General features: G+C 57.7%; 28 protein-coding genes. 10 read left to right on the plus strand and 18 right to left on the minus strand.

The genetic code is table 11. The features are described from left to right. Nucleotides 1-69 precede the first annotated feature (69 nt). Together JNB88_RS06930 and JNB88_RS06935 are read right to left on the minus strand one after the other, a co-directional pair. On the minus strand, nt 70-480 hold the full coding sequence (locus tag JNB88_RS06930) for a hypothetical protein (protein ID WP_223217098.1): 411 nt from the start codon (nt 478-480) through the stop codon (nt 70-72). 73 nt (nt 481-553) lie between these two features. Continuing rightward, nucleotides 554-772 (minus strand): hypothetical protein, encoded by a 219-nt coding sequence (locus JNB88_RS06935; RefSeq protein WP_037134138.1) that lies wholly within the window; start codon nt 770-772, stop codon nt 554-556. A 308-nt stretch (nt 773-1,080) separates the two neighbouring features. On the opposite strand from JNB88_RS06935, the gene JNB88_RS06940 reads away from it, so the two are divergent. Further along, the gene (locus JNB88_RS06940; protein ID WP_220354808.1) at nt 1,081-1,440 is read left to right on the plus strand and encodes a VanZ family protein; all 360 of its coding nucleotides are present in this window, start codon (nt 1,081-1,083) and stop codon (nt 1,438-1,440) included. 174 nt (nt 1,441-1,614) lie between these two features. Here the strand turns inward: JNB88_RS06940 and JNB88_RS06945 are convergent, their stop codons facing one another. From JNB88_RS06945 to JNB88_RS06965, 5 genes are all read right to left on the minus strand, one after another. Beyond that, a complete protein-coding gene (locus tag JNB88_RS06945) occupies nt 1,615-2,082 on the minus strand; it encodes an Lrp/AsnC family transcriptional regulator (protein ID WP_220354809.1) in 468 nt (155 codons plus the stop codon). A 176-nt stretch (nt 2,083-2,258) separates the two neighbouring features. After that, complete coding sequence (locus JNB88_RS06950; RefSeq protein ID WP_197066659.1) at nt 2,259-2,405, minus strand: hypothetical protein; 147 nt, start codon at nt 2,403-2,405, stop codon at nt 2,259-2,261. Between the two features lie 245 nt (nt 2,406-2,650). Next, the gene (locus JNB88_RS06955) at nt 2,651-3,010 is read right to left on the minus strand and encodes a DUF779 domain-containing protein (RefSeq protein WP_420832168.1); all 360 of its coding nucleotides are present in this window, start codon (nt 3,008-3,010) and stop codon (nt 2,651-2,653) included. 70 nt (nt 3,011-3,080) lie between these two features. Continuing rightward, nucleotides 3,081-4,589: an aldehyde dehydrogenase gene (adh, locus tag JNB88_RS06960; RefSeq protein ID WP_220354811.1), complete on the minus strand. Its 1,509-nt coding sequence runs from the start codon at nt 4,587-4,589 to the stop codon at nt 3,081-3,083. 139 nt (nt 4,590-4,728) lie between these two features. Continuing rightward, nucleotides 4,729-5,688, minus strand: coding sequence for a helix-turn-helix domain-containing protein (locus JNB88_RS06965; RefSeq protein ID WP_220354812.1), 960 nt, complete (start codon nt 5,686-5,688; stop codon nt 4,729-4,731). 412 nt (nt 5,689-6,100) lie between these two features. Here JNB88_RS06965 and JNB88_RS06970 point away from each other — a divergent pair, with 412 nt between their 5' ends. After that, nucleotides 6,101-6,547 carry a GNAT family N-acetyltransferase gene (locus tag JNB88_RS06970; RefSeq protein WP_220354813.1) on the plus strand — a complete coding sequence of 149 codons (447 nt, stop codon included), beginning with the start codon at nt 6,101-6,103 and terminating at the stop codon, nt 6,545-6,547. A 37-nt stretch (nt 6,548-6,584) separates the two neighbouring features. On the opposite strand, the gene JNB88_RS06975 is transcribed toward JNB88_RS06970, so the two are convergent. The 4 genes from JNB88_RS06975 to JNB88_RS06990 all read right to left on the minus strand — a co-directional run bounded on the left by JNB88_RS06975 (nt 6,585) and on the right by JNB88_RS06990 (nt 9,350). Next, nucleotides 6,585-6,836: a hypothetical protein gene (locus JNB88_RS06975; protein WP_220354814.1), complete on the minus strand. Its 252-nt coding sequence runs from the start codon at nt 6,834-6,836 to the stop codon at nt 6,585-6,587. Between the two features lie 112 nt (nt 6,837-6,948). Further along, complete coding sequence (locus JNB88_RS06980; protein WP_220354815.1) at nt 6,949-7,641, minus strand: TfuA-like protein; 693 nt, start codon at nt 7,639-7,641, stop codon at nt 6,949-6,951. Next, on the minus strand, nt 7,638-8,792 hold the full coding sequence (locus JNB88_RS06985) for a YcaO-like family protein (protein ID WP_420832175.1): 1,155 nt from the start codon (nt 8,790-8,792) through the stop codon (nt 7,638-7,640). Before JNB88_RS06985 ends, JNB88_RS06980 begins: the two co-directional genes overlap by 4 nt. 114 nt (nt 8,793-8,906) lie before the next feature. After that, complete coding sequence (locus tag JNB88_RS06990) at nt 8,907-9,350, minus strand: helix-turn-helix domain-containing protein (RefSeq protein WP_037134127.1); 444 nt, start codon at nt 9,348-9,350, stop codon at nt 8,907-8,909. Between the two features lie 427 nt (nt 9,351-9,777). Here JNB88_RS06990 and JNB88_RS06995 point away from each other — a divergent pair, with 427 nt between their 5' ends. Then, a complete protein-coding gene (locus tag JNB88_RS06995) occupies nt 9,778-9,975 on the plus strand; it encodes a hypothetical protein (RefSeq protein WP_037134125.1) in 198 nt (65 codons plus the stop codon). A 27-nt stretch (nt 9,976-10,002) separates the two neighbouring features. Here the strand turns inward: JNB88_RS06995 and JNB88_RS07000 are convergent, their stop codons facing one another. Then, nucleotides 10,003-10,764 (minus strand): bestrophin-like domain, encoded by a 762-nt coding sequence (locus JNB88_RS07000; protein WP_220354816.1) that lies wholly within the window; start codon nt 10,762-10,764, stop codon nt 10,003-10,005. A 211-nt stretch (nt 10,765-10,975) separates the two neighbouring features. Then, on the minus strand, nt 10,976-11,308 hold the full coding sequence (locus JNB88_RS07005; protein WP_220354817.1) for a hypothetical protein: 333 nt from the start codon (nt 11,306-11,308) through the stop codon (nt 10,976-10,978). A 346-nt stretch (nt 11,309-11,654) separates the two neighbouring features. Here JNB88_RS07005 and pepT point away from each other — a divergent pair, with 346 nt between their 5' ends. Beyond that, the gene (pepT, locus tag JNB88_RS07010) at nt 11,655-12,887 is read left to right on the plus strand and encodes a peptidase T (RefSeq protein ID WP_220354818.1); all 1,233 of its coding nucleotides are present in this window, start codon (nt 11,655-11,657) and stop codon (nt 12,885-12,887) included. 41 nt (nt 12,888-12,928) lie between these two features. Here pepT and JNB88_RS07015 read toward each other — a convergent pair whose 3' ends face one another. The 4 genes from JNB88_RS07015 to JNB88_RS07030 all read right to left on the minus strand — a co-directional run bounded on the left by JNB88_RS07015 (nt 12,929) and on the right by JNB88_RS07030 (nt 17,191). Next, nucleotides 12,929-13,381: a helix-turn-helix domain-containing protein gene (locus JNB88_RS07015; RefSeq protein ID WP_220354819.1), complete on the minus strand. Its 453-nt coding sequence runs from the start codon at nt 13,379-13,381 to the stop codon at nt 12,929-12,931. Nucleotides 13,382-13,587: 206 nt separating this feature from the next. Next, a complete protein-coding gene (locus JNB88_RS07020) occupies nt 13,588-13,863 on the minus strand; it encodes a hypothetical protein (RefSeq protein WP_037134119.1) in 276 nt (91 codons plus the stop codon). A 120-nt stretch (nt 13,864-13,983) separates the two neighbouring features. Then, nucleotides 13,984-15,144 (minus strand): fumarylacetoacetate hydrolase family protein, encoded by a 1,161-nt coding sequence (locus JNB88_RS07025; protein WP_220354820.1) that lies wholly within the window; start codon nt 15,142-15,144, stop codon nt 13,984-13,986. Between the two features lie 211 nt (nt 15,145-15,355). Next, complete coding sequence (locus JNB88_RS07030; protein ID WP_220354821.1) at nt 15,356-17,191, minus strand: IlvD/Edd family dehydratase; 1,836 nt, start codon at nt 17,189-17,191, stop codon at nt 15,356-15,358. Between the two features lie 116 nt (nt 17,192-17,307). Here JNB88_RS07030 and JNB88_RS07035 point away from each other — a divergent pair, with 116 nt between their 5' ends. After that, nucleotides 17,308-18,216, plus strand: coding sequence for a LysR family transcriptional regulator (locus JNB88_RS07035; protein ID WP_220354822.1), 909 nt, complete (start codon nt 17,308-17,310; stop codon nt 18,214-18,216). A gap of 21 nt (nt 18,217-18,237) precedes the next feature. Here JNB88_RS07035 and JNB88_RS07040 read toward each other — a convergent pair whose 3' ends face one another. Then, on the minus strand, nt 18,238-19,146 hold the full coding sequence (locus JNB88_RS07040) for a helix-turn-helix domain-containing protein (protein WP_037134113.1): 909 nt from the start codon (nt 19,144-19,146) through the stop codon (nt 18,238-18,240). 86 nt (nt 19,147-19,232) lie between these two features. Here JNB88_RS07040 and JNB88_RS07045 point away from each other — a divergent pair, with 86 nt between their 5' ends. The 5 genes from JNB88_RS07045 to JNB88_RS07065 all read left to right on the plus strand — a co-directional run bounded on the left by JNB88_RS07045 (nt 19,233) and on the right by JNB88_RS07065 (nt 25,427). Beyond that, a complete protein-coding gene (locus JNB88_RS07045; protein ID WP_220354823.1) occupies nt 19,233-20,510 on the plus strand; it encodes an ABC transporter substrate-binding protein in 1,278 nt (425 codons plus the stop codon). A gap of 76 nt (nt 20,511-20,586) precedes the next feature. Beyond that, a complete protein-coding gene (locus tag JNB88_RS07050; RefSeq protein WP_037134110.1) occupies nt 20,587-21,447 on the plus strand; it encodes a carbohydrate ABC transporter permease in 861 nt (286 codons plus the stop codon). Next, nucleotides 21,444-22,280: a carbohydrate ABC transporter permease gene (locus JNB88_RS07055; RefSeq protein ID WP_220354824.1), complete on the plus strand. Its 837-nt coding sequence runs from the start codon at nt 21,444-21,446 to the stop codon at nt 22,278-22,280. Before JNB88_RS07050 ends, JNB88_RS07055 begins: the two co-directional genes overlap by 4 nt. Nucleotides 22,281-22,294: 14 nt before the next feature. Further along, a complete protein-coding gene (locus tag JNB88_RS07060; protein ID WP_220354825.1) occupies nt 22,295-23,380 on the plus strand; it encodes an ABC transporter ATP-binding protein in 1,086 nt (361 codons plus the stop codon). Between the two features lie 43 nt (nt 23,381-23,423). Next, nucleotides 23,424-25,427 carry an aldo/keto reductase gene (locus JNB88_RS07065; protein ID WP_220354826.1) on the plus strand — a complete coding sequence of 668 codons (2,004 nt, stop codon included), beginning with the start codon at nt 23,424-23,426 and terminating at the stop codon, nt 25,425-25,427. Nucleotides 25,428-25,489 lie beyond the last annotated feature (62 nt).

Here is a 25,489-nt window from a genome sequence, read left to right on the forward strand (position 1 = left end):
AACATGAGGTGGGGCGGATAGAGGCGCGCCCAGGTCAGTTCCTTCTATAGCATTATCCAACATTGTCCGTCACAGCAGAGATACGGCACGTCGTCGAATTCGAGGATTTCGCACCCCTGCCGCGTCATCATTGCACTCGCCTTTCCCATTCGTTTGGCGGGTGCGTTCGCTTTGGCCTGGGGCGAATAGCTGCATGAAAAGGACCGCCTGCGCATTATCTTTGTCAGGTTCAGCGAGCACAATCTTTGCAAGTGGATGCTGGTGATCTTTGCATTTCACATTCCGGATATGTGACACCGACGAGATCAAGGAGACGGGAATGGATATCCATTGCTCGCACCAGAGCGAAGATGAAAAACTCAAAACAGAGCTGTCGTTTTCATCGACCTTGACCATCCCAATCAGCGTTAAGTCTAATGGCTCGACAAGCTGGTTGGCACCCAACTGTGAAATAAACTCAGACGGTTCGTAAGTACGCATACAAAATCACCCTCTAGTTTGGGGTTGCTTCAATTGGGGCAGCCAAATCTCAAGCCGACACAAAAGGCCGATCTTACTGCTGCACCTTGAGTTCTTCTTCGCTGATCAGGATGAGAAAGTGTTCATCGTCCAAACGTTGAACGACGTCACCGTTTTCCGTCAGGTAGTCGATCTTGCCCGCTTTCAGGTCGGCAAATTTCGTGGGGTCGGTTCTGATCTGCTCGATGACCGTGTGTAGCCTCCCAGCGCGACCCGCACATTGAAATCGCCTTGTCTCTTCATAGAAGGGCATTGAAAAATCCTCCGCACGTCTTGGATGGATCAGCACTGCAATCTTCGCTCTTGCTAATAGACGTATACACATGTGCGCATTTGCGAAAAGGCAAGGTGCAAACTTGGCACGTACGACTTTGGCGGTAGTCAGTAGGGTCTTCGAGCCCCTGAATGATGTAGAGGCACTGACAGCAATATCGGCCCGCGCACCGTCGACCGCGCGGCGGCCATCGTGTATCGCTGATCAGCAGAACTCAGGGATGCAATCATCTTGCCTCGGCCAACACCGAGCCCGGCCAGCCCGTCAATCGAACCAAAAGAGGCGGCATGTCTATTTCAAGATTCTCGGCGATTTGCGCTTGGCTCTTGTTGGCTTTTATCATCTTCTCGACCGTCTCACCGATCGAAATGCGACCGAGTGACGTGGTGCTCCCAGTTCAAGTGGACAGGGCGTTGGCTTTCTTGCTGCTGGCCGGCGCATTTGTCGTTGGGTATCCGAAACACTGGTTGATCGTGGGTATCGCCTGTATCGCGGGCGCTTTCGCAATCGAGGCGCTGCAATATCTTTCAGCGAGCAGACATCCACACCTGGCCGACGCCTTCGTTAAAGCGGTTGGAGCATTCCTGGGCGCGGTGATTGGGTTCGCCTTTAACACCGCCATCAGGGGAATTGGTCGAATTGGCTAGTGGGCAAATTCGCCGCCAGTCACCGCCAACGACTACACCAGATCATCCACCGTCAGACCGAGAAGGGGGAGGCGATTGAAATTGATGAATAGTGGCCCCCATGGAAACGACAAGATCCAGCCATCACGCCGCTGGCAGTTCCTGGGTCATGAAGTGAACGCGGAAGCAATGGGCTCAGACCGGAACCGAAGTGGAGTACTTCACGCGCTTCAGGGCAAAATGCGACGAAGAGGTTGCAACGGCATGGTGGGTAAGAACGCCTTGCATGAGCAGGCGCTCATAGTCCTGAACATCGGCGACTGCCACGCGCAGGAGATAATCCCAGTCACCTGACATCGAATAGCATTCGAGGACTTCCTCGTGACTTTCGACGAAACGCTCGAAATCACCTCTTGCTGCAGCATCATGTGCTTTCATTCTGACCTGACAGAAAACGGTGAGCCCACGACCGACGGCCTCAGGACTGACGAGCCGGACTGTCGGGCCGAGCATACCGGATGCCTCGAGGGCCTTGATGCGGCGCCAGCACGAGGCGCTAGACGCGCCGACCCGCTCTGCCAATGCTGCATGGCTGAGATTGCCCTCGCTCTGAAGTAGCCGGAGGATCTTTCGGTCGACATTGTCGATTTCGGGAGATTTCATCGCAATCTCACATTCCGCGATATGTATGTTTCTTGAGCTATGCCATTTCGATTGAAACTGATCGGTAAACGCAAGTCCCTATGAATTGTTTCGTCAGCAGGGAGCTGATGCGATGAAGAAGATGGAGGCAATTTGCGTGCAAAGCGGCGGGCTTGGCGCTTTCTCCTCGCCCTGCGTCAGGTCGGTGTTCCAAACCAGGTGAAATAGCTCCACGCCGCGATCAACAGCGCAAGGACACCGGCTGCTATGGCGAGCTTGCGAAGTCCCGGACGAGGAGGTCTCGGTGGTTTCGGACGTCGGAATTGAATGACGTTATCGTTCATCTGGAATCTTCTCCCTCGTGCCACATCATACGTTGTTTCGGGCGCGCGGGAGCGGATGTCAAAAAGAAAAAGGCGCTCGACCCTTTCGGGGAGCGCCTTTTCTTTCCTGGACAGCGAACGCGACACGCCCAACGGACACGTCTGCAGGCTATCGATACAGGTGATGCCCCGTAGATGGAACCGCGGTCAGAAAGTTTCAAGTCAACGAACCAATTTTTTTAGTGGGGTCGTGGAGACAGCGTCGGTCAACCTGGCTCCCGCCTGAGCATGCGGGAGCGCGTGAGGAAGCGCTTTTCTCGCCCGTTGTCGAGCGAGAACATGCCACCCCGACCGGGTACAACATCGATGATCAGTTGCGTGTGTTTCCAGACCTCGAACTGAGAGGCGCTGATATAGACAGGCACGCCGGCGATTTCGCCGAGCTTGATGTCGTGATCGCCGACAATGAAGTCATCCGCGGGATAGCACATCGGCGACGAGCCATCGCAACATCCACCCGACTGGTGGAAAAGAATGGAAGGATGATCTCTTCTGATCTCGTCGATCAGCGCGATTGCGCTATCGGTCGCTGTCACGCGAGGCTCCTCAACGGCCCTGTCATCCATCGTCATCTCTCCCAAATGGGCCCGCACCGTAATGGGCGGGCCCCTCTTAGCGGGTCTAAGCAACTAAGCCTCAGAAGAAGCCGAGCGCCTTTTCACTGTAGCTGACGAGCATGTTTTTCGTCTGTTGATAGTGGTCGAGCATCATCTTGTGCGTCTCGCGTCCGATACCCGATTGCTTGTAACCACCAAAGGCCGCATGCGCGGGATATGCGTGGTAGCAATTCGTCCACACGCGACCAGCCTGGATCTCCCGGCCGAAGCGATAGCAACGGTTGGCATCGCGACTCCAAACGCCGGCACCCAATCCGTAGAGTGTGTCGTTGGCAATCTCGAGCGCTTCCTTTTCGTCCTTGAACGTGGTTACCGACACGACCGGTCCGAAGATCTCCTCCTGGAAGACACGCATCTTGTTGTGGCCCTTGAAGATCGTTGGCTTAACGTAATAGCCCCCGGCAAGTTCGCCGGCCAGATCGTTGCGCGATCCGCCTGTTAGAACCTCGGCACCTTCCTGCTTACCGATATCGAGGTAGGCAAGGATCTTCTCCAACTGCTCGTTCGAAGCCTGTGCCCCGATCATTGTTGCCGTATCGAGGGGGTTGCCCTGCTTGATGGCTTCAACACGACGGACCGCCTTTTCCATGAAGCGTTCATAGATCGATTCCTGGATCAGCGCGCGGCTAGGGCAGGTGCATACCTCGCCCTGGTTCAACGCAAACATCGCAAAGCCCTCCAGGGCCTTATCCAGGAAATCATCGTCTTCGGCCATGACGTCGGCAAAGAAGATGTTCGGTGACTTGCCACCGAGTTCGAGAGTGACCGGAATGAGGTTCTGACTTGCATACTGCATGATCAGCCGGCCGGTTGTGGTCTCACCCGTAAAGGCAATCTTGGCGATGCGAGGGCTGGACGCCAGCGGTTTGCCAGCTTCAAGGCCAAAACCGTTGACGATGTTGAGCACACCAGGCGGCAGGAGATCGCCGACAAGCTCTGCCCAGACAAGCAATGACGCAGGCGTCTGTTCCGCTGGCTTGATAACAACGCAATTCCCAGCGGCAAGTGCAGGGGCGAGTTTCCATGCCGCCATCAGGATCGGGAAGTTCCAGGGAATGATCTGGCCAACGACACCAAGCGGTTCGTGGAAGTGATATGCCACTGTGTCGTGGTCGATCTCGCCGATCGAACCTTCCTGTGCGCGAATGCAGGAGGCGAAATACCGGAAATGGTCGATTGCCAGCGGTATGTCGGCGGCCATTGTTTCGCGAATGGGCTTGCCATTGTCCCATGTTTCGGCCTGCGCCAGAAGTTCGAGCTTCTCCTCCATGCGCTCTGCAATTTTCATGAGAATGTTGGACCGCTCTGCGGCCGAGGTCCTGCCCCATTTTTCACTTGCCGCGTGCGCGGCGTCGAGAGCCGCATTGACATCCAGTTCGCTCGACCGGGCCACCTCGCACAGCTTGCCACCGGTAACAGGGGTGATGTTGTCGAAGTAACGCCCCTCGATCGGTTCGCGCCATTCACCGCCGATGAAGTTGCCATACCTGGTCTTGAACGGTGACTCGACGATCTTTTGATGCAGCATGTATTCCTCCCTTGAATGGTCCGGATCCGGGAAAGAACCGGCAGGAGGAAAGTGTGCGCGAGTTTTGCGGGAGCAGGAAGTTACAGCGCTCGATACCGCAGTGCACAGTGTCGCAACACTGCGACACGGGCTGGCGCTGTCAATGCAGATTGAGCCGCTTCATTTTCCTGTGCAGCGTTGCCCTGCTCATGCCGAGCGCAACGGCCGCTTGCGAAACGTTTCCGCTCGAGCGCGACAAGGCCCTCAGTAGTGCCGCCCGTTCGGCCTCGACAAGGTCTTCGTCGGCGGACATGGTCTGTTCCTGGAGCGCATCGGCCGCGGGCAGTCCTGCCGAGATGCGCCGGTCGTCGAGTTTCAGCGCCAGGCGTGCGGCGCGAGTGGCGCCGAGGACGAGATCATGGCGGTCGACAGCAAGCAGGGCCGCCGTCGGGTTGTTGGCGCCCGCGACCATGAGGAAGCGCGCACCTGGGAAGGCACTCTTGAACAGATTGACTTCGATCCGCAAAGCCGCGTCGCGGACCATCTGCCCTAAAATTCCGAGCGTCACGTCGCTCACGTCGTCGCGGCAGGTTGATATGTCGAGGGCTGCGGCCAGCTGACCGCGGTGGTCGCGGATTGGAGCCGTTGTGCACCCCAGGCTGATATTCGAGCAAAAGAAATGCTGATCACGAAGGATCGTCACCGATCGTTCGTCGGCGATTGCCGTTCCGATGCCGTTGGTACCAATGCTGGCCTCGGTCCAGACCGAACCTGTCCAAAGACCTAATTCACGAAAATGCTTGTCATCGCCGGCAGCACCGCGACGTTCAAGCGCTATGCCATTGTGATCGGTCAGGATCAGACAACAGCCGCTCCTGCCCACTGTTGCAAACAAACGGTCGAGTTCGACCGAAGCGTCGGCGATGAGATGCTCGCTCGCCTCCCGTGCTTTCCTCCACTCCTGGTCGGAAACGCGAAGTGGCTGGCGCATTTGCTCGGGCGCTAGCCTATGCATGGAGATGCATCGCCGCCATGATGCAACGATGGATGAGTTTGCAGCGGCCGAATCTCTCTGGGCGCACGTATAGACATGCTCCGCATGGGCAGCGAGTTCACGCATTGGCTCCTCCAACCAATTCTTGGTGCACCTTGGCCCAACGGAGCGCCTTTGGCAATTCGAGGCGCGGGAACACGTGTCCCGCCGAATAGCATTGGGGGGCCACAACTGTCGCAATATTGCGACACGGACATTTCCATCAACTTGGCGCGGCCGTCCGCCGGGATGCCTTGCCCCGACAAAAACCCTCGTCACCACTGGAGAAAAAAGCGTGACGCCTATATAAACGCTAGCGTGTATTGTCGCATTCTCGGAGCGAAAAGGCCTTTAATTCCAGCGTGTCCTCTCGCGAAAAACGCGTGTCACGATGAAGTCACAACACAACCCACAAAGCCTGTGCTTTAACGTCGAAGGGGCTGAGTGAACAGGAGGCGTCATGAAACGTAGTGCGTGTCCATGACGACAAGTGAAGTGAATGCCGATTATTTATAGACGAATGAGCAGGGACGAGGCGCTGGAGAGCGCTGATATTATCGTTCAGGCTTACGCCCGAGCGCCCTGGCACGAGGAGTGGTGCCTGCCGAATGCAATTTCCCGTATCGACGAACTCACAACGACACCGATGTGCCTTGCTGTGGCTGCTTGCGACGGAAAACAGACGGTAGGGTTTGCGTTTGGTCTGCCGCACACCTCGGTCGTGGGCCGCGGTATCCACGTCGCGGAAATAGCCATACGGCCCGAGCATCAGCGGTGCGGAATTGGCTCGCGGCTGCTACAGCAACTGGAGGGAGAGGCAAGAGCCATGGGCTATGTCCATGTATGGCTTGTCTCCCGCAGTAGTGGCGGCGTGGCCGAATACTACAGGAGCAACCACTACAGCCACTCAGAAAAGCTCTGTGTATATTCAAAGCAATTGAGATAGGCCGGCACATCGTGCCGGCCCCGCTTCTGCGGCCATCTCAGTTCAAGCAAAGCGCCCTTTTGGCAGCCAGGACATCCGCCAAGCCCTCATGCGGACCGTCGCCAATTTCACGCAAGACTTCATTGAGCGCCAAACCGAGCCAGTGCATCGCCCCCACCAGCTCGACATCTTCAGCCGCATGTTTTGCGTATGCGATCATGCGCGCCAGTGCGACGAGTTCATCCATCTCGTCAGAAGACCGCTCGCTGCTGCCTAGATCAATCGGGCTGTTGGCCGACGCTGCACTCATCTCTATTCTCCCTCGAACAGGGGAATAATATTAAGCAGGCGCGAGAAATGCCCGTGAAATGCCCGTGACACACTCTATTGTTGCATTTCAGGCAGTGCCGTCCGGCTTTCTGTCACGCAGACCGGACAAAGGTCTCATTGAATTGCCAACTGAGATCGCCCTCAGGAGCGTCCTCAGCTGCCCGCACGGCCTCAATGAGGGCGAGGGCATCCTCTCGCTTTTGATCAACCTCGTTTTTCCGCAAAAACTGCAGCAATTCCTGCCTATCAATGCCTGGGAGATCAGTATGCGCAACGATCGTTGGCCAGGTTCGTCCCTTGAAGAACTGCTTTCCTGCGGTGCTTTCGAGTGCCAGCCGGACCGGAGCTGACAGTTCACCACGAGCCTCCAGCTTGTCGAGGGTTGATCGAACGTTGACGAGGGGAACAGTCAACGCCTTGTACCCCAACTCTTGAGGCGCATGGAGGAGCGCCACGTCTGCGTCGTCAACAGTTGTCCCCGCAGCATACTCTGCGTAGATCCGCCCTACGCCAACCATGCCGTAAACGCCGCATTCGGCCGCGCGCAGTGCACCCATGCTTGCTGCGCCGAACACACGAACGGGCCGTGACAAGGCATAGAGAATTTCCTTGTGCCAGACGGGCGCGGTATATTCGAAACCACCATCAACGATGCCGATCACACGCGCGCCTGCCTGCACAGCCGTCAAGACATCCCCTTGCACCGCAGGCGGGTATATCGTGATTTCATCACTGACCAGGTGTTTCGCATCGGGGAGGCTTGGTCCGACAAAAACGACTTTCACGAGAAGATCGCCCTTGTCACCGCCCGGGGACCGAAACTCCGCGCTCGCGCGCCTTCGGGGTTTTCCAGATCAGGAATGAAGACCTTCACCACCTGGAACGGAAGATCGCGCGCACTGAGCGGTAGGGCAATCACAGGAGCGATCTGCCGCAGACGCAGCGCGTCAAGAACCAGATTAATTTGCTCCCTGATAGGGTGCTCCGGTACACCGGGGATCTCGTCGCGAACGACATGAACTGCATCAAGCGCACGCAATGTCGAAGCAGGAACCGGTCTGTCGAACGCCTCGGGCGTGAGATCGTCGCGGGCACCGCTAATGTATGTGATCCGGGACTGGATCGCTTCGGTGATGGCGCGGATAGCTGCACGAACAGGCGAAAGATGCGCCCCACTACCACCTGTCACCTCTACGAAGCGGATGCCATCATTGCGCGGTTTTCGAGGTCCGAGTACCGCGGTGATGCAGGGGACAGCTATGTCGCTGGTCATGTCAAACAGGCGAATAGCAAGTCCGGCCAGTTCAACTTTGCGGACGAGTTCGTCCAATTCAGGGCTCCCGAAGGCCACTGGATCGACACAGCGCGCAAGCCGGTCCTCCTCAGGGCCAATTTGCCAGAGGCAATATGCATCGCGTTCGATACGTTCAAGCACGGCGTGCAGGATGGCTTCCTGCTGTGTGTTGCCGGAGGCAAGGCCGTCCGAAGACATCCAAAAACGGTTACGGGCCGTTCGATCGAGAAGTACCGCTTCGAAGGGTACATAGATTTCTCGCTCTGTTAGCAGATCCGTCCCAAGCACCCAGTCGATCTCTTCCTCGATGGCAACATCCATTTCGCCGCGCCCGACAAGACAATCAAGCCTGTCGAATAGAAGGCCCCGTTCCCGCAGTTCGTGAGCGGTCGTTCTAACCTTGCGAACCGCCGGACAACTGGCGACGACCCTCTCCAAGGCTTCCATAACAGCAGAGGCCCGCGCATCGTCGTCCGTCAAACCCTTACCCTGGGCAATTGCAATCGATCGCCCGTTCGGGACATAGGCACACCATACGGGGACGCCGATACTGTCGAGGCCAGTGTGGCGTGCCACGCGGGTTATTCCGAAATCAGCCAGGACGGGTGCAACGCGAGCCAGGGTCTCTGACGACGAGACCAAACGATCGGAATTTGAAACAGGTCGCAGATTGCTCAACGCCGCGTCTCAGACCATAGCACGGGTCCGGTTGGGGGCAGACATCCCTGCCTAGACACCACGAGACGAAGCATTTGCCTACCCCCGTGTATCGTCCCCATGCTCCCAACCCTCATGTGCATCCGTGCCCGATTGATTGTTGCCGAGGCTTCTTGCAAGTGCGAGCAGCTTTCGGCGGATATTCGGATCTTCGATCGCAATGAAGGCCCGGGTCAATGCCAACCCTTCCTTCGACGCTATGAAATGCGCGACTTCATCTGTGTCGGCGCTTAGACGCAGGCCCGCCGTGTGCGGCTGCTCGTCATCGAAAAAAAAGCCCACGGGAACTCCGAGCACTTCGGCAATCCGCTGTAGCCGGCCAGCGCCGATGCGGTTTACACCTTTCTCGTACTTCTGGAGTTGCTGAAAGGTTATGCCCAAACATTGCGACAGGCTTACCTGACTCATGCCAAGTAACTTCCGTCTGACCCTGACACGTTCGCCCACATAGGCATCAATGGCGCTCGGCGTTTTGGCTTTCATAGCAGCCCCGTTTTCTCGTGTCAGACTGGTATTATTGCGACGTCGGTCCAAAATACAACCGAGAGTAAATTATTTCAAGAAGCTAATTGCTCATCTGTTGCGATTCTTCAAAGTATCCTGCCGCTATATATCAGGCACATCTACTACTTAAAGATAGCGGCACAGCGCGTGAAACCAACTCTTCGTTGTGTCACGTTGATTTCACACGCACATCCAGACTTTTGAGCCTATCGTCTTTTCACGGCTATGTTGAACCTTGACGCCGACGAGTTCCACGCGAACGCCGTTGGAGCAGGGATTTTTTAGTTGGACTGAGCAATACGTAGGGCTTCGGTCGATAACGTCTCGGTTGTCACCAAAACGTGCACTTGCTCAATAACATCAACATTTCAGCACTTTATGTGCCGCACGACCGGAGACAAGGGCCATGGAACTACGTTCGATAGAAATCAGTCACGCCGACCGACTTTCCGCCTGCCGTGAAAAGATCGAGGAAGCCGTATACCAGATCATTCATGCCGAAAATCTGCCTGACTTCTCGCCGACTGAGATCGCAATGGCAATCGCAGATATTGCCGATGACTACATTCTCGCGGCCTCAAGGAAGCGCGCAGCGACGCATTGATCAACGCCCACCGCCGCAAAGGGGAGGTCAACCGTGCCCCATGCGCGCGAGCGCGATCCGAAGCGGTTCGTCTGATACGTAGATCAGGCCCCCATAGGGATAGGCCATATCGTTGATGATGAAGACCGCGCCTCCGACGGAAAGCGCGCACACGATGACGATCGAGATCACCGTGGCGTTGTAGGGCGATAGCAGTCCGAACGTCAAAAAGATCAGGACGAGCCATGACGAGAGCACGACCAGGAATGCGGTCGGCAATCCCTCGTTTCCGGTTTCGAGGACCAGCCAATGCGCCTCGGCGATTGCTCCGCTGACTTCCAATGCGCGCGCCTTGAGGAGGCCTTGTACCTCGCTTACTGGAACAAGCGCTCTGAGGACCCTCTGGACGGATTCGACGCCCACATCCTCTGACGCCTCGGCCGCAAGGACATCGCCGGTCGCTCCACTCCAACCCTGGTCGATACGGCCTCCGACCAGTCTGACAAGCCGGTCTCGCACATCCGCTGTCTCAGGACCATACTGGGCCAACACACGGTCAAGGAGCACAAGTCGGGCGGCCGACGTCTTGAGTTCGGTTTCCGCCTCATCAAAAGTTGTCTTGGCAGATGCAACAAGGAAGCCGATGGCCAGCGCCGAAAGAGTCCCAACGACCGCAGTCGCGAGCTTGATGGCGTCCTTCGAGTCCTCGGAAAGGTGATGTTCTGGAAGACGCCGGCTGATCCACACGCCAACCAGAGTGGCGCATGCCAGCAACACTGCGATGAGCCCCCCAGTTGCCAGTGCCATCATGATAGGTTCTCGCCAATGACGGCGACATCGAACTGAAATCATCGCATTTCGTCAAGAGCAGCGTATGAGACGGTTTGGTTTGTCAGCGACTGAGGAACAAACGAATTTCCGGGCGGTGCAAACGCACCACCCGGAAATTGACTTCTTAGGGCGCTGTGATCGAGTTAAGCGACCGGCGCAATGTTAGCGCCGGGAGCTCACATCGGTACACTTACTGTGCCGGCGTAGTACCGGTCGACGGAGCAGCCGGTGCTGGTGCTGGCGCTGCCGGCTCTACCGACGGAGCGACTGGTTCTACCGGAGGCTTCATCGGTTCAGTTTGCGTCGTGGAGGCTGTCGGGTTCGGGTCGGTGCCCGGACGGTCAAACCATTCGGTGATCGCAAAAGCGGCGACAAGCATTACTGCAATCGCAGCAACCCACCCGATCCAGGCGTTCGAACCGCGCGTCAGAGGCCTGGTGGTCATATCACGATCCAGGTTCTTCGTGCTCAGGTCACGGTCCAGGTTGGGGACGCGATTGGGGTCATTCGGGTCGTATGTCATGTCACTTTCTCCTCTCTGATGGGAGGGAAATGAATGATTTCCATCTTTGTTCCACCCTCCGGTTGTCCCTCGAACCCGCGGCAACTGCATTTCGAAGCGACATATCCGATGTGGCACTGGCCTATATAGGACGCACAAGGATCCGTGCAGGAAAAGCACGGCCCCTCTGACCAGGTCGCATCGGGGCGCCGGACATTGGATCGTTAGCACACCGCGCGTAGGTATGATCTCATGAGACGCGAAAACGCCGGAGCACGCGTATACCGTTCTCAACCCGCAGGCTGACTATTCACGCCTGGCAACAAAATCTGTATCAAGGCGACGTGAGCCGCGAACTGGAACCGCCATGACCGATACCGTCCTTGATCGCTTTCTTCGCTACGTCGTGATCGACACCCAGTCGGATCCGGCGTCGCCAACCCAGCCCTCAACGGTGAAGCAGAAGGATCTCGGCCGGGTGCTGGTCGAGGAATTGCTTGCGATCGGTATCTCGGATGCCCACCTGGACGAACACGGGTACGTCTATGCGACAGTTCCCTCGAACGTCGAGAAGGACGTTCCGGTCATCTGCTTCTGCTCGCATATGGATACCGCGCCTGATTTCACCGGGACGAACGTTCGGCCACAGATCGTACGCAACTACCAGGGCGGTGACATTCAACTGACCGGAGACAAGAAACAGGTCATTCGAGCCAGCGAAAACCCCGCGCTCGCCGATCAGATCGGAAACGACATTGTCACGACCGACGGCACAACGTTGCTTGGCGCCGACGACAAGGCCGGTATCGCCGAGATCATGAGTGCGGCACAGATCCTGATGCAGGACGCAAATATCAAGCACGGCACGATCAAGCTGCTTTTCACGCCGGACGAGGAGATCGGTCGGGGCGTCGACAAGGTCGATCTCAAAAAGCTCGGGGCACAGTTTGCCTATACGATGGACGGTGAGACTGCCGGCCACATCGAGGACGAGACATTCTCCGCCGACGGCGTGGAGATCCAAATCAAGGGCGTTGCCATCCATCCGGGATTTGCCAAGGGCAAGATGGAAAATGCCATCAAGATTGCCGGAACGATCATCGACCGTCTGCCAAAGGATCTCGCACCAGAGACGACGGAGGGGCGGCAGGGCTTTCTCCACCCGACTGACCTGACCGGTTCGATGGAAAAGGCGTCGCTGAGCTTTATAGTTCGCGATTTCGACGAGGCAGGCCTTGTCGACAAGGAGAAGCTCCTTGAAGGGATCGTGAAAGAGGTGATGAAGGAATATCCAGGCTCCACCTACGCATTCAAGGTCAAGCAGCAATACCGCAATATGAAAGTCGTTCTGGACCGTCATCCGGAGATCGTCGAGTACGCAGTCGAGGCTATCCGTCGCGCCGGAATGTCACCGGTCCGCGGTAGCATACGCGGCGGCACTGACGGCTCGCGGCTCTCCTTCATGGGGCTGCCATGCCCGAACATCTTTGCCGGGGGCCACGCATTCCACTCGCCTCGCGAATGGATCAGCCGTCAGGACATGGAAAAGGCGGTCGCTACCCTGGTAGAGCTCTCAAAAGTGTGGGCTGAGAGAGCGTAAGGGGCGCACAACAGCCAGCGGATCAGCTCCGACCTTGCCGCTCAGACGAAGGTTTCGCCCGGTTTGAGGGACTCAACTGCTATGTCACGACCTTCCTGCGCTTGTGCCATGGCCTTGACCAGGGCCACGATCTTCTCGCGCAGTTGCGTATCGGTGATCTTCAAGAAGGCACGATTGAGCGCCAGGCCTTCCTTGGAATGCAGGAATTCTGCAACGGGATCCGCAGTCGCGGCAACATCGAGGATCGCGGGCGGGAGTGTATCGGAGTCATTCTGCTGGAAGAAGAAACTTGGAGAAGTGCTCAGCACTTCGGCAATGCGTTGCAATCGACTGGCGCCAATCCGGTTAAGGCCCTTTTCGTATTTTTGAACCTGCTGGAATGTAACACCTATCTGATCGGCCAATCGTTCCTGGCTGAGACCTAAGAGCTGCCTACGCATCCTTACACGAGATCCGACGTAGGTATCGATGGCATTCGGAGTCTTTGCATTCATCTTAAGCGTTTCCATGTGCTGGCCAGCGGCGACTTCGCCGAACTACCGGTATCGCACCCCTTAAATGTGTATTAGCTACCGACCGAATTCAATTGGTAGTTCCTCATAGCAAGATAATATTTTCTGACAAGAACGTGACTTCAACCTGAACAGGTCGCCATCAGGCAGCACTTAACCACGGGCCGTCCATCATTGGACGACGCAAACTAGCGGTTGAAGCGGATGGGCCGGATTTCGCGATGAACAATCTTCAAGGACTTGTCGGGCTGTATCATGTAGGTCTCCTCGACCTGGTGTCCCCATTGGTCAATAAAGTTGTGAGGGAAGGTCGACCCCGGTGGCGACTTTGCCAGTTTCGTACGCGGCTGGCCACCATAGGTGATGCTGCCGGGGATAGGATCCAGGCCCGGCGAGGAGAAATCCTTTGTGGTGCACCCGAATAGAGCAAGTGCACAGATCAATACGACAGCCACCTTATTCATCGCGTACTCGGGCCCTCGGCTTTGCTATCCATGGATATATGCGACCGACGGCACGAGTACAGGTGGGTCAATTTGCTGGCGGCAGATTTCCTCGACCGCCACGCATGATTGGCCTGAAAGCTACACCAAATCCCGTTTGGCGAGATTGGCGATCAAAGCTCTGATCCCGAAAACCCAGGGAGAGCATTCCGTTGAGAGGCGAACGGTGTTGACCAGTGTTCCCAGCCCTGCCGACGAGATTTCCACGACGTCGCCGATCTTATGGCTGAACCCCTGGTTCGGCGCGTCGCGATCCTGCGTGGGAGCAAAGAGTGTCCCGAGAAACAGCATGAAACCGTCAGGGTACTGGTGATGGGCACCGCAGGTCTGCCGCACCAGATCCGTTGGATCGCGGCTGATCTTCGACATCGAACTCTTGCCGTGAAGGACAAAGCCATCCGCGCCCGTTACCTTCAGATCAAGCTCGGCCTGGCGCACGTCATCCAGACTGTAGCTCTCATCGAACAGGCGAATGAATGGACCGATCGAGCAGGATGCGTTGTTGTCCTTCGCCTTGCCAAGCAGGAGCGCCGAGCGTCCTTCGACATCGCGCAGATTGACGTCATTGCCAAGCGTTGCGCCCTTGATCTCTCCGCGGCTGTTGACCGCGAGGACAATTTCTGGCTCCGGGTTATTCCAAGTCGAGATCGGGTGCAGGCCGACGTCTGCGCCCCAACCAACGGACGAAAGGACCGGGGCCTTGGTGAACACCTCTGCGTCAGGTCCAATCCCCACTTCCAGATATTGGGACCAGATACCCTCCTCGATGAGGGCCTGCTTGACCTTTGCGGCCTCCGGCGAGCCTGCCTTCAGATTGTTGAGACTGCCACCGATCAGTGTGCTGACGCGCTCGCGGATTGCCGCAGCCCGATCCGGATTGCCTGCTGCCTTCTCCTCGATCACCCGCTCGATCATCGACTGTGCAAAGGTCACGCCGCATGCCTTGATGGCCTGAAGGTCGGCCGGGGCAAGAAGATGTACACGCGACATGTCTGGTGTGCCAATTCCGGCTGCAACAACGTCCTCCAACGCGCCAAGCACGGAACCGCGCGCAGAGCGTGCGAGGAGGGCCGGGTCAGCCTCATCAAGAAGCGCGCTCATCGTCGGCACCGCTTTCGATGTGATGTCGACCAACTGGCCATCGCGCACCACAACGACGGCAGGGCCCTGGACATCGGGGTTCCAGGCGCGACCGACAAACAAACCGCCCTTGGCGGCAGAATCCAGAAGAGTGTAAGACATCGACATGTTCCGTCACGCGAGCGATGGACGCGCTCAAGATGAAAAACGAACCGGCCGCCCTCCAACCCAGCGGCCGCGAAAATCGATCACAATAGATGCCGGACGGCAAGGTCGAACCTGAAGAAATCCAGTCCTCGTCCTGTCAAAAAAGAACAGGCCCAATGCCAGAGGACATTGGGCCTGATGTCAGAGCAAGCAAGCTCGCAAGCGCTTAGTGGTTATCGCGCGGAATACCCTTGGTCTGAGCGATGCGCTGATACTTGACGGCGGGCTCCAGCACGGCCCCGGTCTCCATCTGGCCAACGTAAGTACGCTGGATTTCCTGCCAGGGCGTCTGGCTCTCCGGATAGACGTAACCACCGGCTGCCTCCAGCGCCTTGCGGCGTTCGGCAAGTTCTTCGTCGCTGATGAGGATATCGGCAGTCCCCTTCTTCAGGTCAACCCGAACCTGGTCACCGGTCTTCAGAAGCGCGAGGCCACCGCCAGCGGCGGCTTCCGGCGAAGCATTCAGGATCGACGGCGAGCCCGACGTGCCGGACTGACGGCCATCACCGATGCAGGGAAGCGAGCTGATGCCCTGCTTTAGAAGGTAGTCAGGCGCGCGCATGTTGACGACTTCGGCAGCGCCCGGATAGCCGATCGGACCGGCGCCACGCATGAAGAGAACTGTCGAAGCGTCAATTGCCAGCGACGGGTCGTCGATGCGGTGATGGTAATCTTCCGGGCCATCGAACACGACGGCGCGACCGACGAAGGCTTCCGGATCGTTCGGGTTCGACAGGTAGCGCTGACGGAATTCTGGCGAGATCACGCTCGTCTTCATGATTGCTGACGAGAAGAGGTTGCCGCGCAGCACGCGGAAGCCTGCGCGCTCCTTGAGCGGACGCTCGAATGGGCGGATGACCTTGTCGTCCTCGATCGTCGCGGTGGTGTAGTTCTCGCCGACGGTCTTGCCGTTGACGGTCATAGCCCCGGTATTGAGCTGGTTGTGCTTGATCAGTTCGCCCATGACCGCAGGAACACCACCAGCATGGTAGTAGTCCTCGCCGAGGTATTCACCGGCCGGCTGCAGGTTGACGAGCAGCGGGATTTCCTCGCCATACGTCTGCCAGTCGTCAACTGTCAGCTCGACGCCGACATGGCGTGCGAGAGCATTGAGATGGATCGGAGCGTTGGTGGATCCACCAATCGCGGAGTTGACCTTGATCGCATTGATGAACGCTTCCTTTGTCAGGATGTCCGAAGGCTTCAGGTCTTCGCGCACCATCTCGACGATGCGCAGGCCGGTTTCATAGGAAACTTCCTGACGGTCGCGGTAAGGTGCCGGAATCGCCGCACTACCAGGCAGCTGCATGCCGAGCGCTTCTGCCAGCGAATTCATGGTGGTGGCCGTACCCATGGTGTTGCAGTAGCCAGTCGACGGAGCGGAAGAGGCGACGAGCTTCACGAAGCCCTGATAATCAATTTCGCCGCGGGCCATCATCTCGCGAGCCTTCCAGACGATCGTGCCGGAGCCCGTACGCTCGCCGCGGAACCAGCCGTTCAGCATCGGGCCGACCGAAAGCGCGATCGCCGGAATGTTGACGGTGGCCGCGGCCATCAGACAGGCTGGCGTCGTCTTGTCGCAACCGATGGTCAGAACGACACCGTCCAGCGGATAGCCATAGAGAACCTCGACGAGACCGAGATACGACAGGTTGCGGTCGAGACCTGCGGTCGGGCGCTTGCCGGTCTCCTGAATCGGGTGGACGGGGAATTCAATTGCGATACCGCCGGCGTCACGGATGCCTTCGCGGACACGCTTGGCAAGCTCGATATGGTGACGGTTGCATGGCGACAGGTCGGAGCCAGTCTGTGCAATGCCGATGATCGGCCGTCCCGACTGAAGTTCTTCCTGGCTGAGACCAAAGTTCATGTACCGCTCGAGGTAGAGCGCGGTCATGTCAGGGTTCGCGAGATTGTCAAACCACGCCTTGGAGCGAAGCTGACGGGATCCGTCCTGCTCTTGAACTACGCTCTGATTCGGGGAAGGTGTCTTCTCTGCCACGGTTGATTTCCTTGCGTTGACGCGGTTGTTGTCATGCACTTAGCTGATCGATACAGGAATGTATAATCAGTCTTTCGCATTTTGATATGCAAATCTCTTATATCGAGTGAGGCATTATGGGATTGGACGGTTTCAGGCTGCGACACTTGAAGATGCTCGTGGCGCTCAGCGAGCACGGAAAGCTCGGCGTGGTTGCGGAAATGTTTGGCGTCTCGCAACCGGCGCTTTCCAGAACTCTGAATGAGCTGGAGCAGATGTCCGGGCACCAGCTCTTCGAGCGCCACAATCGCGGCCTCGCGCCGACCCCGCAAGGCGAGGTCATTGTTCGCCATGCAAAGATGCTGATATCAGAAGCGCAACGCGCAGAATACGAAATGGTGGTCGCCGCAGCCGGGCAGGGCGGCAGTGTTGCATTCGGTACGATCATGACACCGGCAGCCGATTATGTCGCCCCCGCGCTCAAAAGGATCTTCGAAACACACCCAACGATCGACATCAGCATTTCAGTTGGCAGCAGCGATGTTCTGCTGGAAGACGTTTTGAGCCGGAGGCTCGACTTTGCCGTATGCCGCATCCCCAGTGGCATGAACCCGCTCTGGTTCGACTACCTGCCGGTCGGCCAGGAGACATTGCGCGTCATTGTCGCGACCGATCACCCCCTGTCCACAAAGCCTCTCGTCACCGAGGATGACTTGAGGCATCAGAGCTGGGTGCTGCAGCCACATGGATCGTTCCTTCGCCAAGTGGTCGACGATTTCATAAGGCGGCATGGCATCGTACCGGCGAGTGTCGTATCGACGTCCGATGCCCTGCTCACGATGCTCCTGATGCTGCAGAGCCAGCGGCTCGGCATCTTTGCTGAACCGGTGGCGGCTCTCCTCCAGCGGCACGGTCTCGTCAAGGCGCTGCAAATCGAGGGCGACATCTCCGTTCCGGGCTTCGGCCTCGTCAAACTCAAGGACCGCGAGCTGTCGGCTTCGGCAGAGCTTCTCTATAACGTATTTGCCACCACCCGCAGTCCGTAACGAGAGCAGCCTTCGAACGCCTCAGGGTGCATATTGCGTGACCATACGAGCATCTCGGCGGAAATCGGAAGGCGACATCCCCGCGATATGGCGAAATGACTTGTTGAAGGCACTGATTGAGCCGAAGCCGCTATCCATGGCGACCTGCAGCACATTTGCCTCGTCATTCATCAGCATCGCCTGCGCACGGGACAGTCGCAGCAGGTTGACGTACTTGTTGAGCGTCATGCCGGTCGTCTTCTTGAAAAGGTTCATGGCGTACTTCGGATGAAGGTCGGCTGCGCGAGCAATATCAACCGAATCAATTTCCTGCAGGAAGTTGGCCGCGATGAAGTCGCACATCCGCGCTACGCTGCGCGATGATTGCGGATAGCATTGCTCGATGTCATCAGCATCCGTCGGCCCAAGCGTCGGCAACAGCGAATACGGCTCAAGTGCGATTCGCTCCACCCTCAGCAGCATCTCGTCGACAGCGTGCTGGGCCTTGGCCGGATCACCAGACTTGGCATAACGCACCCACCGTGGAAAATTCTCACGGTCAGCAGCGTCGGTTGCCGAGGTAAAAAGAATCTCGCCGTTCATCAGGCGGCTGGAGATGCTGATCGGCAACCGCATCCGGAAGAAGTGGACAAGCGGAAGGTGTCCACCGGCATAGATGGCATCGTCTGACCGATCCACCATCTGGTGCGGCTGCCCACCCCAAAACAGGCACATATCGCCCGACTGCATGGTGATTTCGCAGCCATTCACACGATAGTGGACGCTGCCCTGCATGATGTAGTTGACTTCAACCTGCACATGCCAATGCGGCATCAGCATGACAGGCGGATGGTTGTGAAACATCTGAAGGGCCGTCGGCAACCCTTCGATACTGCTCGCTCCCGGTTGGTAGACAGCCCGCTTTACGATCTTACTTTCCGCCAATTCCATGTTCCCTTTTTAGGAGACAGCGGCTCCCTTCCAGATAGTCTAGCCGCGTTCGCTAAGGGACGGCAATTGAAAAGGGAGGATTTTCAATGCGCTTCAAACTTATCAGCGCGACCGCTGCGGTTGCACTGCTTGCATCAGGTTCTGCGTTCGCGCAGGAGTCGGGCAATCTCACCATCTGGAGCTGGAACATTGCCGCATCGGCACTGAAGTCCACCCTTGAAGGTTTCAACAAGCAACACCCCGATATCAAGGTTACGGTCGAGGATCTCGGCAACCAGCAGGTCTTCGACAAGATGCTGGCAGCCTGCGCTGCAGGCGGCGAAGGACTGCCGGACATCGTCAGCGTCGAGAACTTCGAAGCAGAAATCTTCTGGAGCCGTTTTCCCGACTGCTTCGCAAACCTGAAGGATTTGGGCTACACGCCGGAAATCCAGGCAAAATTCCCGGAATTCAAGCGCACGGAGCTTGAAGTTGGCGATGTTGCCTATGCAATGCCGTGGGATTCTGGTCCGGTTGCAGTCTTCTATCGCCGCGACTTCTACGAAAAGGCAGGCGTTGATCCGTCGACCATCAAGACATGGGACGACTTCATCGCTGCCGGCAAGAAGATTTCGGAAGCCAATCCTGGCGTCGTCATGGCGCAAGCCGACTTCAACGGCGATAGCGAATGGTTCCGCATGATTTCGAACGAGCAGGGCTGCGGCTACTTCTCGACGGACGGCCAGAACATTACCATCAATCAGCCTGCCTGCGTCGCGACCCTTGAAAAGGTCAAGCAGATGAAGGATGCCGGCACGCTGACTGCCGCCATCTGGGACGAAAAGATCCAGGCCAACACGGCAGGCAAGGTTGCCAGCCAGATGTATGGTGGCTGGTACGAAGGCACGATCCGGTCCGGCTCGCCCGACCTTTCGGGCAAGTGGGGCGTCTACATGATGCCAAGCCTGACCGCCGATGGGCCGCACGCGGCAAACCTCGGTGGCTCGTCGCTTGCGATCGCTGCCAACTCGGAAAACAAGGAAGCAGCCTGGACCTTTGTCAATTATGCGCTCGGCACCAATGAGGGCCAGGTGACAATGCTGAAGTCCTTCGGCCTTGTACCGTCGCTCTTGACGGCCGTGCAGGATCCATTCGTCAACGAGCCGCTGCCCTATTGGCACGACCAGAAAGTCTGGGCCGATATCCTTTCGACCCTGCCGAAGATTGTACCGAGCCGCGGCACGGCATTCCAGACCGATGCCGACTCGATCTACCGCGCTGCCCAGACCAAATACTTCGCCGGCGGTTATCCGGACGCGAAGGCTGCGCTTGATGACGCGGCAAACCAGATCGCTACGGCGACCGGTCTTCCCATTGCGAAATGAGTAACAGCGTCGGGCGCCAGACGGCGCCCGACTCCCATCCCAAGGGGTGGCTCGTCTCGTCTGTGAGGAGAATAGAATGCCGATCCGGAACCGGAACGCTTACGCCTTTCTTGCGCCCTATCTCTTGATCTTTGCGACCTTCTGGATATGGCCAATCATCAGTTCGTTTCTGACATCGTTTCAGAACACCCGCGTCAACCCATGGAAGTTCAGTCTTTCCATCAACTGGGGTCGCCTCATTGGTGATCCGGCCTTTTACAACGCGCTCTACAACACGCTGATCATCCTGGTCATCCAGGTGCCGGTCATGATCGCGCTCGCGACTGTAATGGCAGTGCTCTTGAACTCGCCGCTGCTGAAGGCGCGACCGCTTTACCGCTTTGCCTTCTTCGCACCCGTCGTCGTCGGCGAGGTCGCTTATTCCGCGGTCTTCCGGCTGATGTTCAGTTTCGATTTCGGGATCGTCAACAAGATCATCACCTTCGTCGGCCTTCCAGCCGTGTCCTGGTTCGACAACGCCAATGCTGCGATGACGTTGATCATTATCGCTGTGACATGGCGCTGGGCAGGCTACAACGCGATCATCATTCTCGCTGGTCTGCAGTCTATTCCTGACGACGTCTACGAGGCGGCTACGCTCGACAAGGTCAGCAAGACACAGCAGTTCTTCCATATTACTCTGCCGCTCTTGAAGCCGATCATCCTTTTCTGCGTCATCTTGTCGGTTATTGGCACGATGCAGCTCTTCACCGAGCCGTTCCTGATTACCAATCGCGGCGGTCCGGGCGGTGGAACTGAAACGCTTGGCCTTCTTCTCTATCGCGAAGGCTTCCGCTCCCTCAATTTCGGGTACGCTTCGGCCGTCGCCTACACGATGGCAGCGCTTGCGGTCGCCATATCGCTCCTTAACCTCTGGATCGGAAGGGAGCCCAAATGAGATCGAAATCTCAATCGCTGCTCTTACGGCAGATCGCTCTACACGCCGTCCTGACGCCGCTTGCCATTATCTGGCTGTTTCCGCTCTGGATGATGTTCGTCTTTTCCACGATGTCCGACTTCGGGATCTTCAGCCCCGAAATCGTGCTCTGGCCGTCGACGAACTTCATCGAGAATTTCAAGAACCTGCAGGCTGATACCGACTTCATCCGTGCAATGTTCATCTCGATTGGCGTTGCGGCGATCTATACCGTCCTGTCGGTGCTACTGACCTCGATGGCAGGGTGGGCGCTTGCCCGCTATCGCTTCGTCGGCCGTTCTGTTGTCATCGGGATCATTCTAGGCACGATCACGCTGCCCTTTGCGGTCGTCGTCATTCCGCAGTTCATCATGGTGGCACGTGAGTTCAAGCTCGCGAACACCTGGATCGCGCTCATTGTTCCACCGCTCTTCAACTCGCTCGGCGTGTTGTTCATGCGACAGGCATTCTCGATGATGCCTGGCGAACTCTTCGACGCGGCGCGTGTCGAGGGCGTCAAGGAGTGGCAGATTTTCCTTCGCATCGCCTTGCCGCTTGCAAGGCCGACGATGGCAGCACTCGCCATCATCCTGTTCCTGCATTCCTGGAACAACTATCTCTGGCCGCTCCTCATCAACTCCAGGCCTGGAATGATGACGGCACCGGTGGCGCTTGGAACTCTGATCGGCCTGACCAAGGTGTCCTGGGGAGGGATTATGGCCGGTGCCATGATGCTGACGGCACCGATCCTGGTCGTCTTCGTGTTCCTTCAGCGCCACTTCATCGCCGGCATCTCGGCCGGCGCAGTCAAATAATTGGGAAACGCCTGATGTCAGAACTTTCATTGAAAAATGTCGTCAAGCGCTTCGGCGCGCTGGAAATCATCCATGGCGCGGATCTTGAGGTAAAGGACGGCGAGTTTGTCGTTTTCGTCGGCCCGTCGGGTTGCGGGAAGTCGACACTGCTTCGCATGATCGCAGGCCTTGAAGATATCACGGGTGGCGAGATCAACATTGGCGGCAAGGTCGTCAATGACGTGGAGCCGGCCGACCGCGGCATTGCGATGGTGTTCCAGTCCTATGCGCTCTATCCGCACATGACGGTTGAGCAGAACCTGAGCTTTGGTCTGCGCATGAACGGCAACCCAAAGGAGGATACTGAAAAGCGGGTCAAGCATGCCGCCAACATCCTTCAGATCAACGAACTGATGCAGCGCCGCCCGAAACAGCTGTCTGGCGGCCAGCGCCAACGCGTCGCGATCGGCCGCGCGATCGTACGCGAGCCACAGGTCTTTCTCTTCGACGAACCGTTGTCGAACCTCGATGCCGAATTGCGCGTCCAAATGCGTGTCGAGATCTCCCGCCTTCACAAGCAGCTCGGCACGACGATGATCTATGTCACCCACGACCAGACGGAGGCGATGACGCTCGCCGACAAGATCGTGGTTCTAAGGGCAGGCAACATCGAGCAGGTGGGCGCTCCGCTTGACCTCTATGATGATCCGGCCAACCAGTTCGTCGCAGGTTTCGTCGGCTCCCCGAAAATGAACTTCCTGAAGGCTGAGGTCGTGGAGCGAAACGCTGCTGGTGTGACAATTGCGCTTGCAGGCGACAGGAATGTCCGCCTGACCATGCCGGTAACAGGTTCACTCGACCCCGGTGCGTCGGTGACACTTGGGGTGCGCCCGGAGCACTTCGTCGATGCGGGGCAGGGCGGCACGGACCTGACCGTCACGATCGACGTCGCCGAACACCTTGGCAACACCAGCTATATCTACGCGACCACGGTCGCTGGCGAACAAATCATCATCGAGCGCCCTGAATCTCGCGCGGCCGGCAATCGCGAGACGCTGACTGTCGGCCTTAGCGCCGATCGCAGCTTCCTGTTCGACAGCGCCGGCAACCGCCTCCGCTGACCGAGAACCTTCTCCCAAGACTTGCAATGAAAGAGGAATTCTTATGAGCACAGACCAACCGATCCGCTGGGGCATCATTGGCCCAGGCACCATCGCACGCACATTCGCGGACGGCATTGCGCATTCGCGCACAGGAAAGCTGGTCGCAATTGCCACGCGCAACCCCGAAAAGCCAGGGCTTGCCGAGGGCTTTCCTGGCGCCCGCATCGTCAAGGGATATGATGCGCTGCTGACGGATCCAGAGATCGACGCCATCTATATCGCGACACCCCACACTGGCCATGCAGAATGGGCGATCAAGGCGATCCGCGCTGGCAAGCACGTCCTCGTCGAAAAGCCGATCGCGCTTTCCGCGTTTGACGCCGACGCAATCTATCACGAGGCCAAGAAGGCCGGCGTCTTCGCAGGCGAAGCCTTCATGTATCGCGTCCACCCGCAGACTGCCAAGATCATCGAACTGGTCAAGAGCGGTGTCATTGGCACGGTCCGGATCATTCGCTCGAGCTTCGGCTTCAACATGGGGACATTCAGGCCCGACCATCGCCTGTTCGCCAACGAGACAGCCGGTGGCGGTATCCTCGATGTCGGCGGCTACCCGGTCTCTATGGCGCGATTGATTGCGGGGGCAACCGAGGGCAAGCCATTCATCGAGCCCGAAAAGGTCTCCGGTGTCGGACACCTTGGACAGTCCGGCGTCGATGAATGGGCGTCCGCCGTCCTGAAGTTCCCGAACGGCATCATCGCCGAAGTGTCTTGCTCGATCATGGCGCAGCAGGACAATACGCTGCGCATCATTGGTTCCGAAGGGCGCCTGGAGGTCAAGGATTTCTGGTTCGCGTCGGGCCACAAGGGTGGTATCGGCAAGATCGAGATATTCAAGGGCAACGAGCAGCAGACGATCGAGGTCAAGGAAGACCGCTGGCTCTATTCCTTCGAGGTGGATGCTGCCGGAGATGCAATCCGCGCCGGCGAAAAGGAATTCCGCGCGCCCGGCATGAGCTGGGCCGACTCGATCGGAAACCTTCGCGTTCTCGATCAGTGGCGTGCCGCGATTGGCCTCGAATATGGAGTCGAGAAGGCTCAGAAGCGCACGACGAACCTTGCAGGTGCTGTCGTCAAGCGTGGCAACAGCATTCCGCAACGTCAGATCCCCGGCATCTCCAAACCTGCTTCGGTTGTCACGCTTGGCTTCGAATTCTTCCCGAGCTTTGCTGCCGCATCACTCACGCTTGACGCCTTCTACGAGGCTGGCGGCAATGTCTTCGATACCGCCTTTGTCTACGGCGGCGGCAAGACCGAGAGCATATTCGGGGACTGGCATACCAGCCGCAACGTGCCCCGAGAAGAGATCGTGCTGATCGGCAAGGGTGTTCATTCGCCGCTTTGCTATCCTGATGTCATCGCAAAGCAGCTCGATCAATCGCTGAACCGGCTGAAGACCGACTACGTCGACATCTACTTCATGCACCGGGACAACACTGATATCCCCGTTGGCGAGTTCGTTGACGCGATGGACGCCGAGGTCAAGCGTGGTCGCATCCGTGGCATCTTCGGTGGATCGAACTGGACGCGCGAACGCATGGACGAAGCCGCTGCCTACGCCGCGAAAAACGGCAAGACCGCACCGGCAGCGCTTTCCAACAACTTCTCGCTCGCCGAGATGCTCGATCCGATCTGGGCTGGATGCGTGGCAGCGTCCAACGATGACTGGAAGACATGGTTGAATGCAAAGCAGGTCCCGAACTTCGCATGGTCTAGCCAGGGGCGCGGCTTCTTTACCGACCGTGCCGGGCGCGACAAGCATGACGACGAAGAAATCGTCCGTTGTTGGTATTCGGATCGAAATTTCGAGCGCCGGGACAGGGCGATCGAGCTTGCAAACAAGCTCGGCCGCAGCCCGATACATATCGCGCTCGCTTACGTCATTGCCCAGCCGTTCCCGGTCATCCCCCTGATCGGGCCGCGCACGATCGCCGAACTGGAAGACAGCCTTTCGGCACTCGACATCAAGCTTACCCCAGAGCAGGTAAAGTGGCTGGAAGCTTGACGCGGTAGCTTCGAGACCCCGGGGCTGCGGTTGCAAGCCCCGGGTTCATCATCCGCCTTTCG

It is taken from the genome of Rhizobium cauense (assembly GCF_019511525.1).
GTDB lineage: Bacteria > Pseudomonadota > Alphaproteobacteria > Rhizobiales > Rhizobiaceae > Rhizobium > Rhizobium cauense.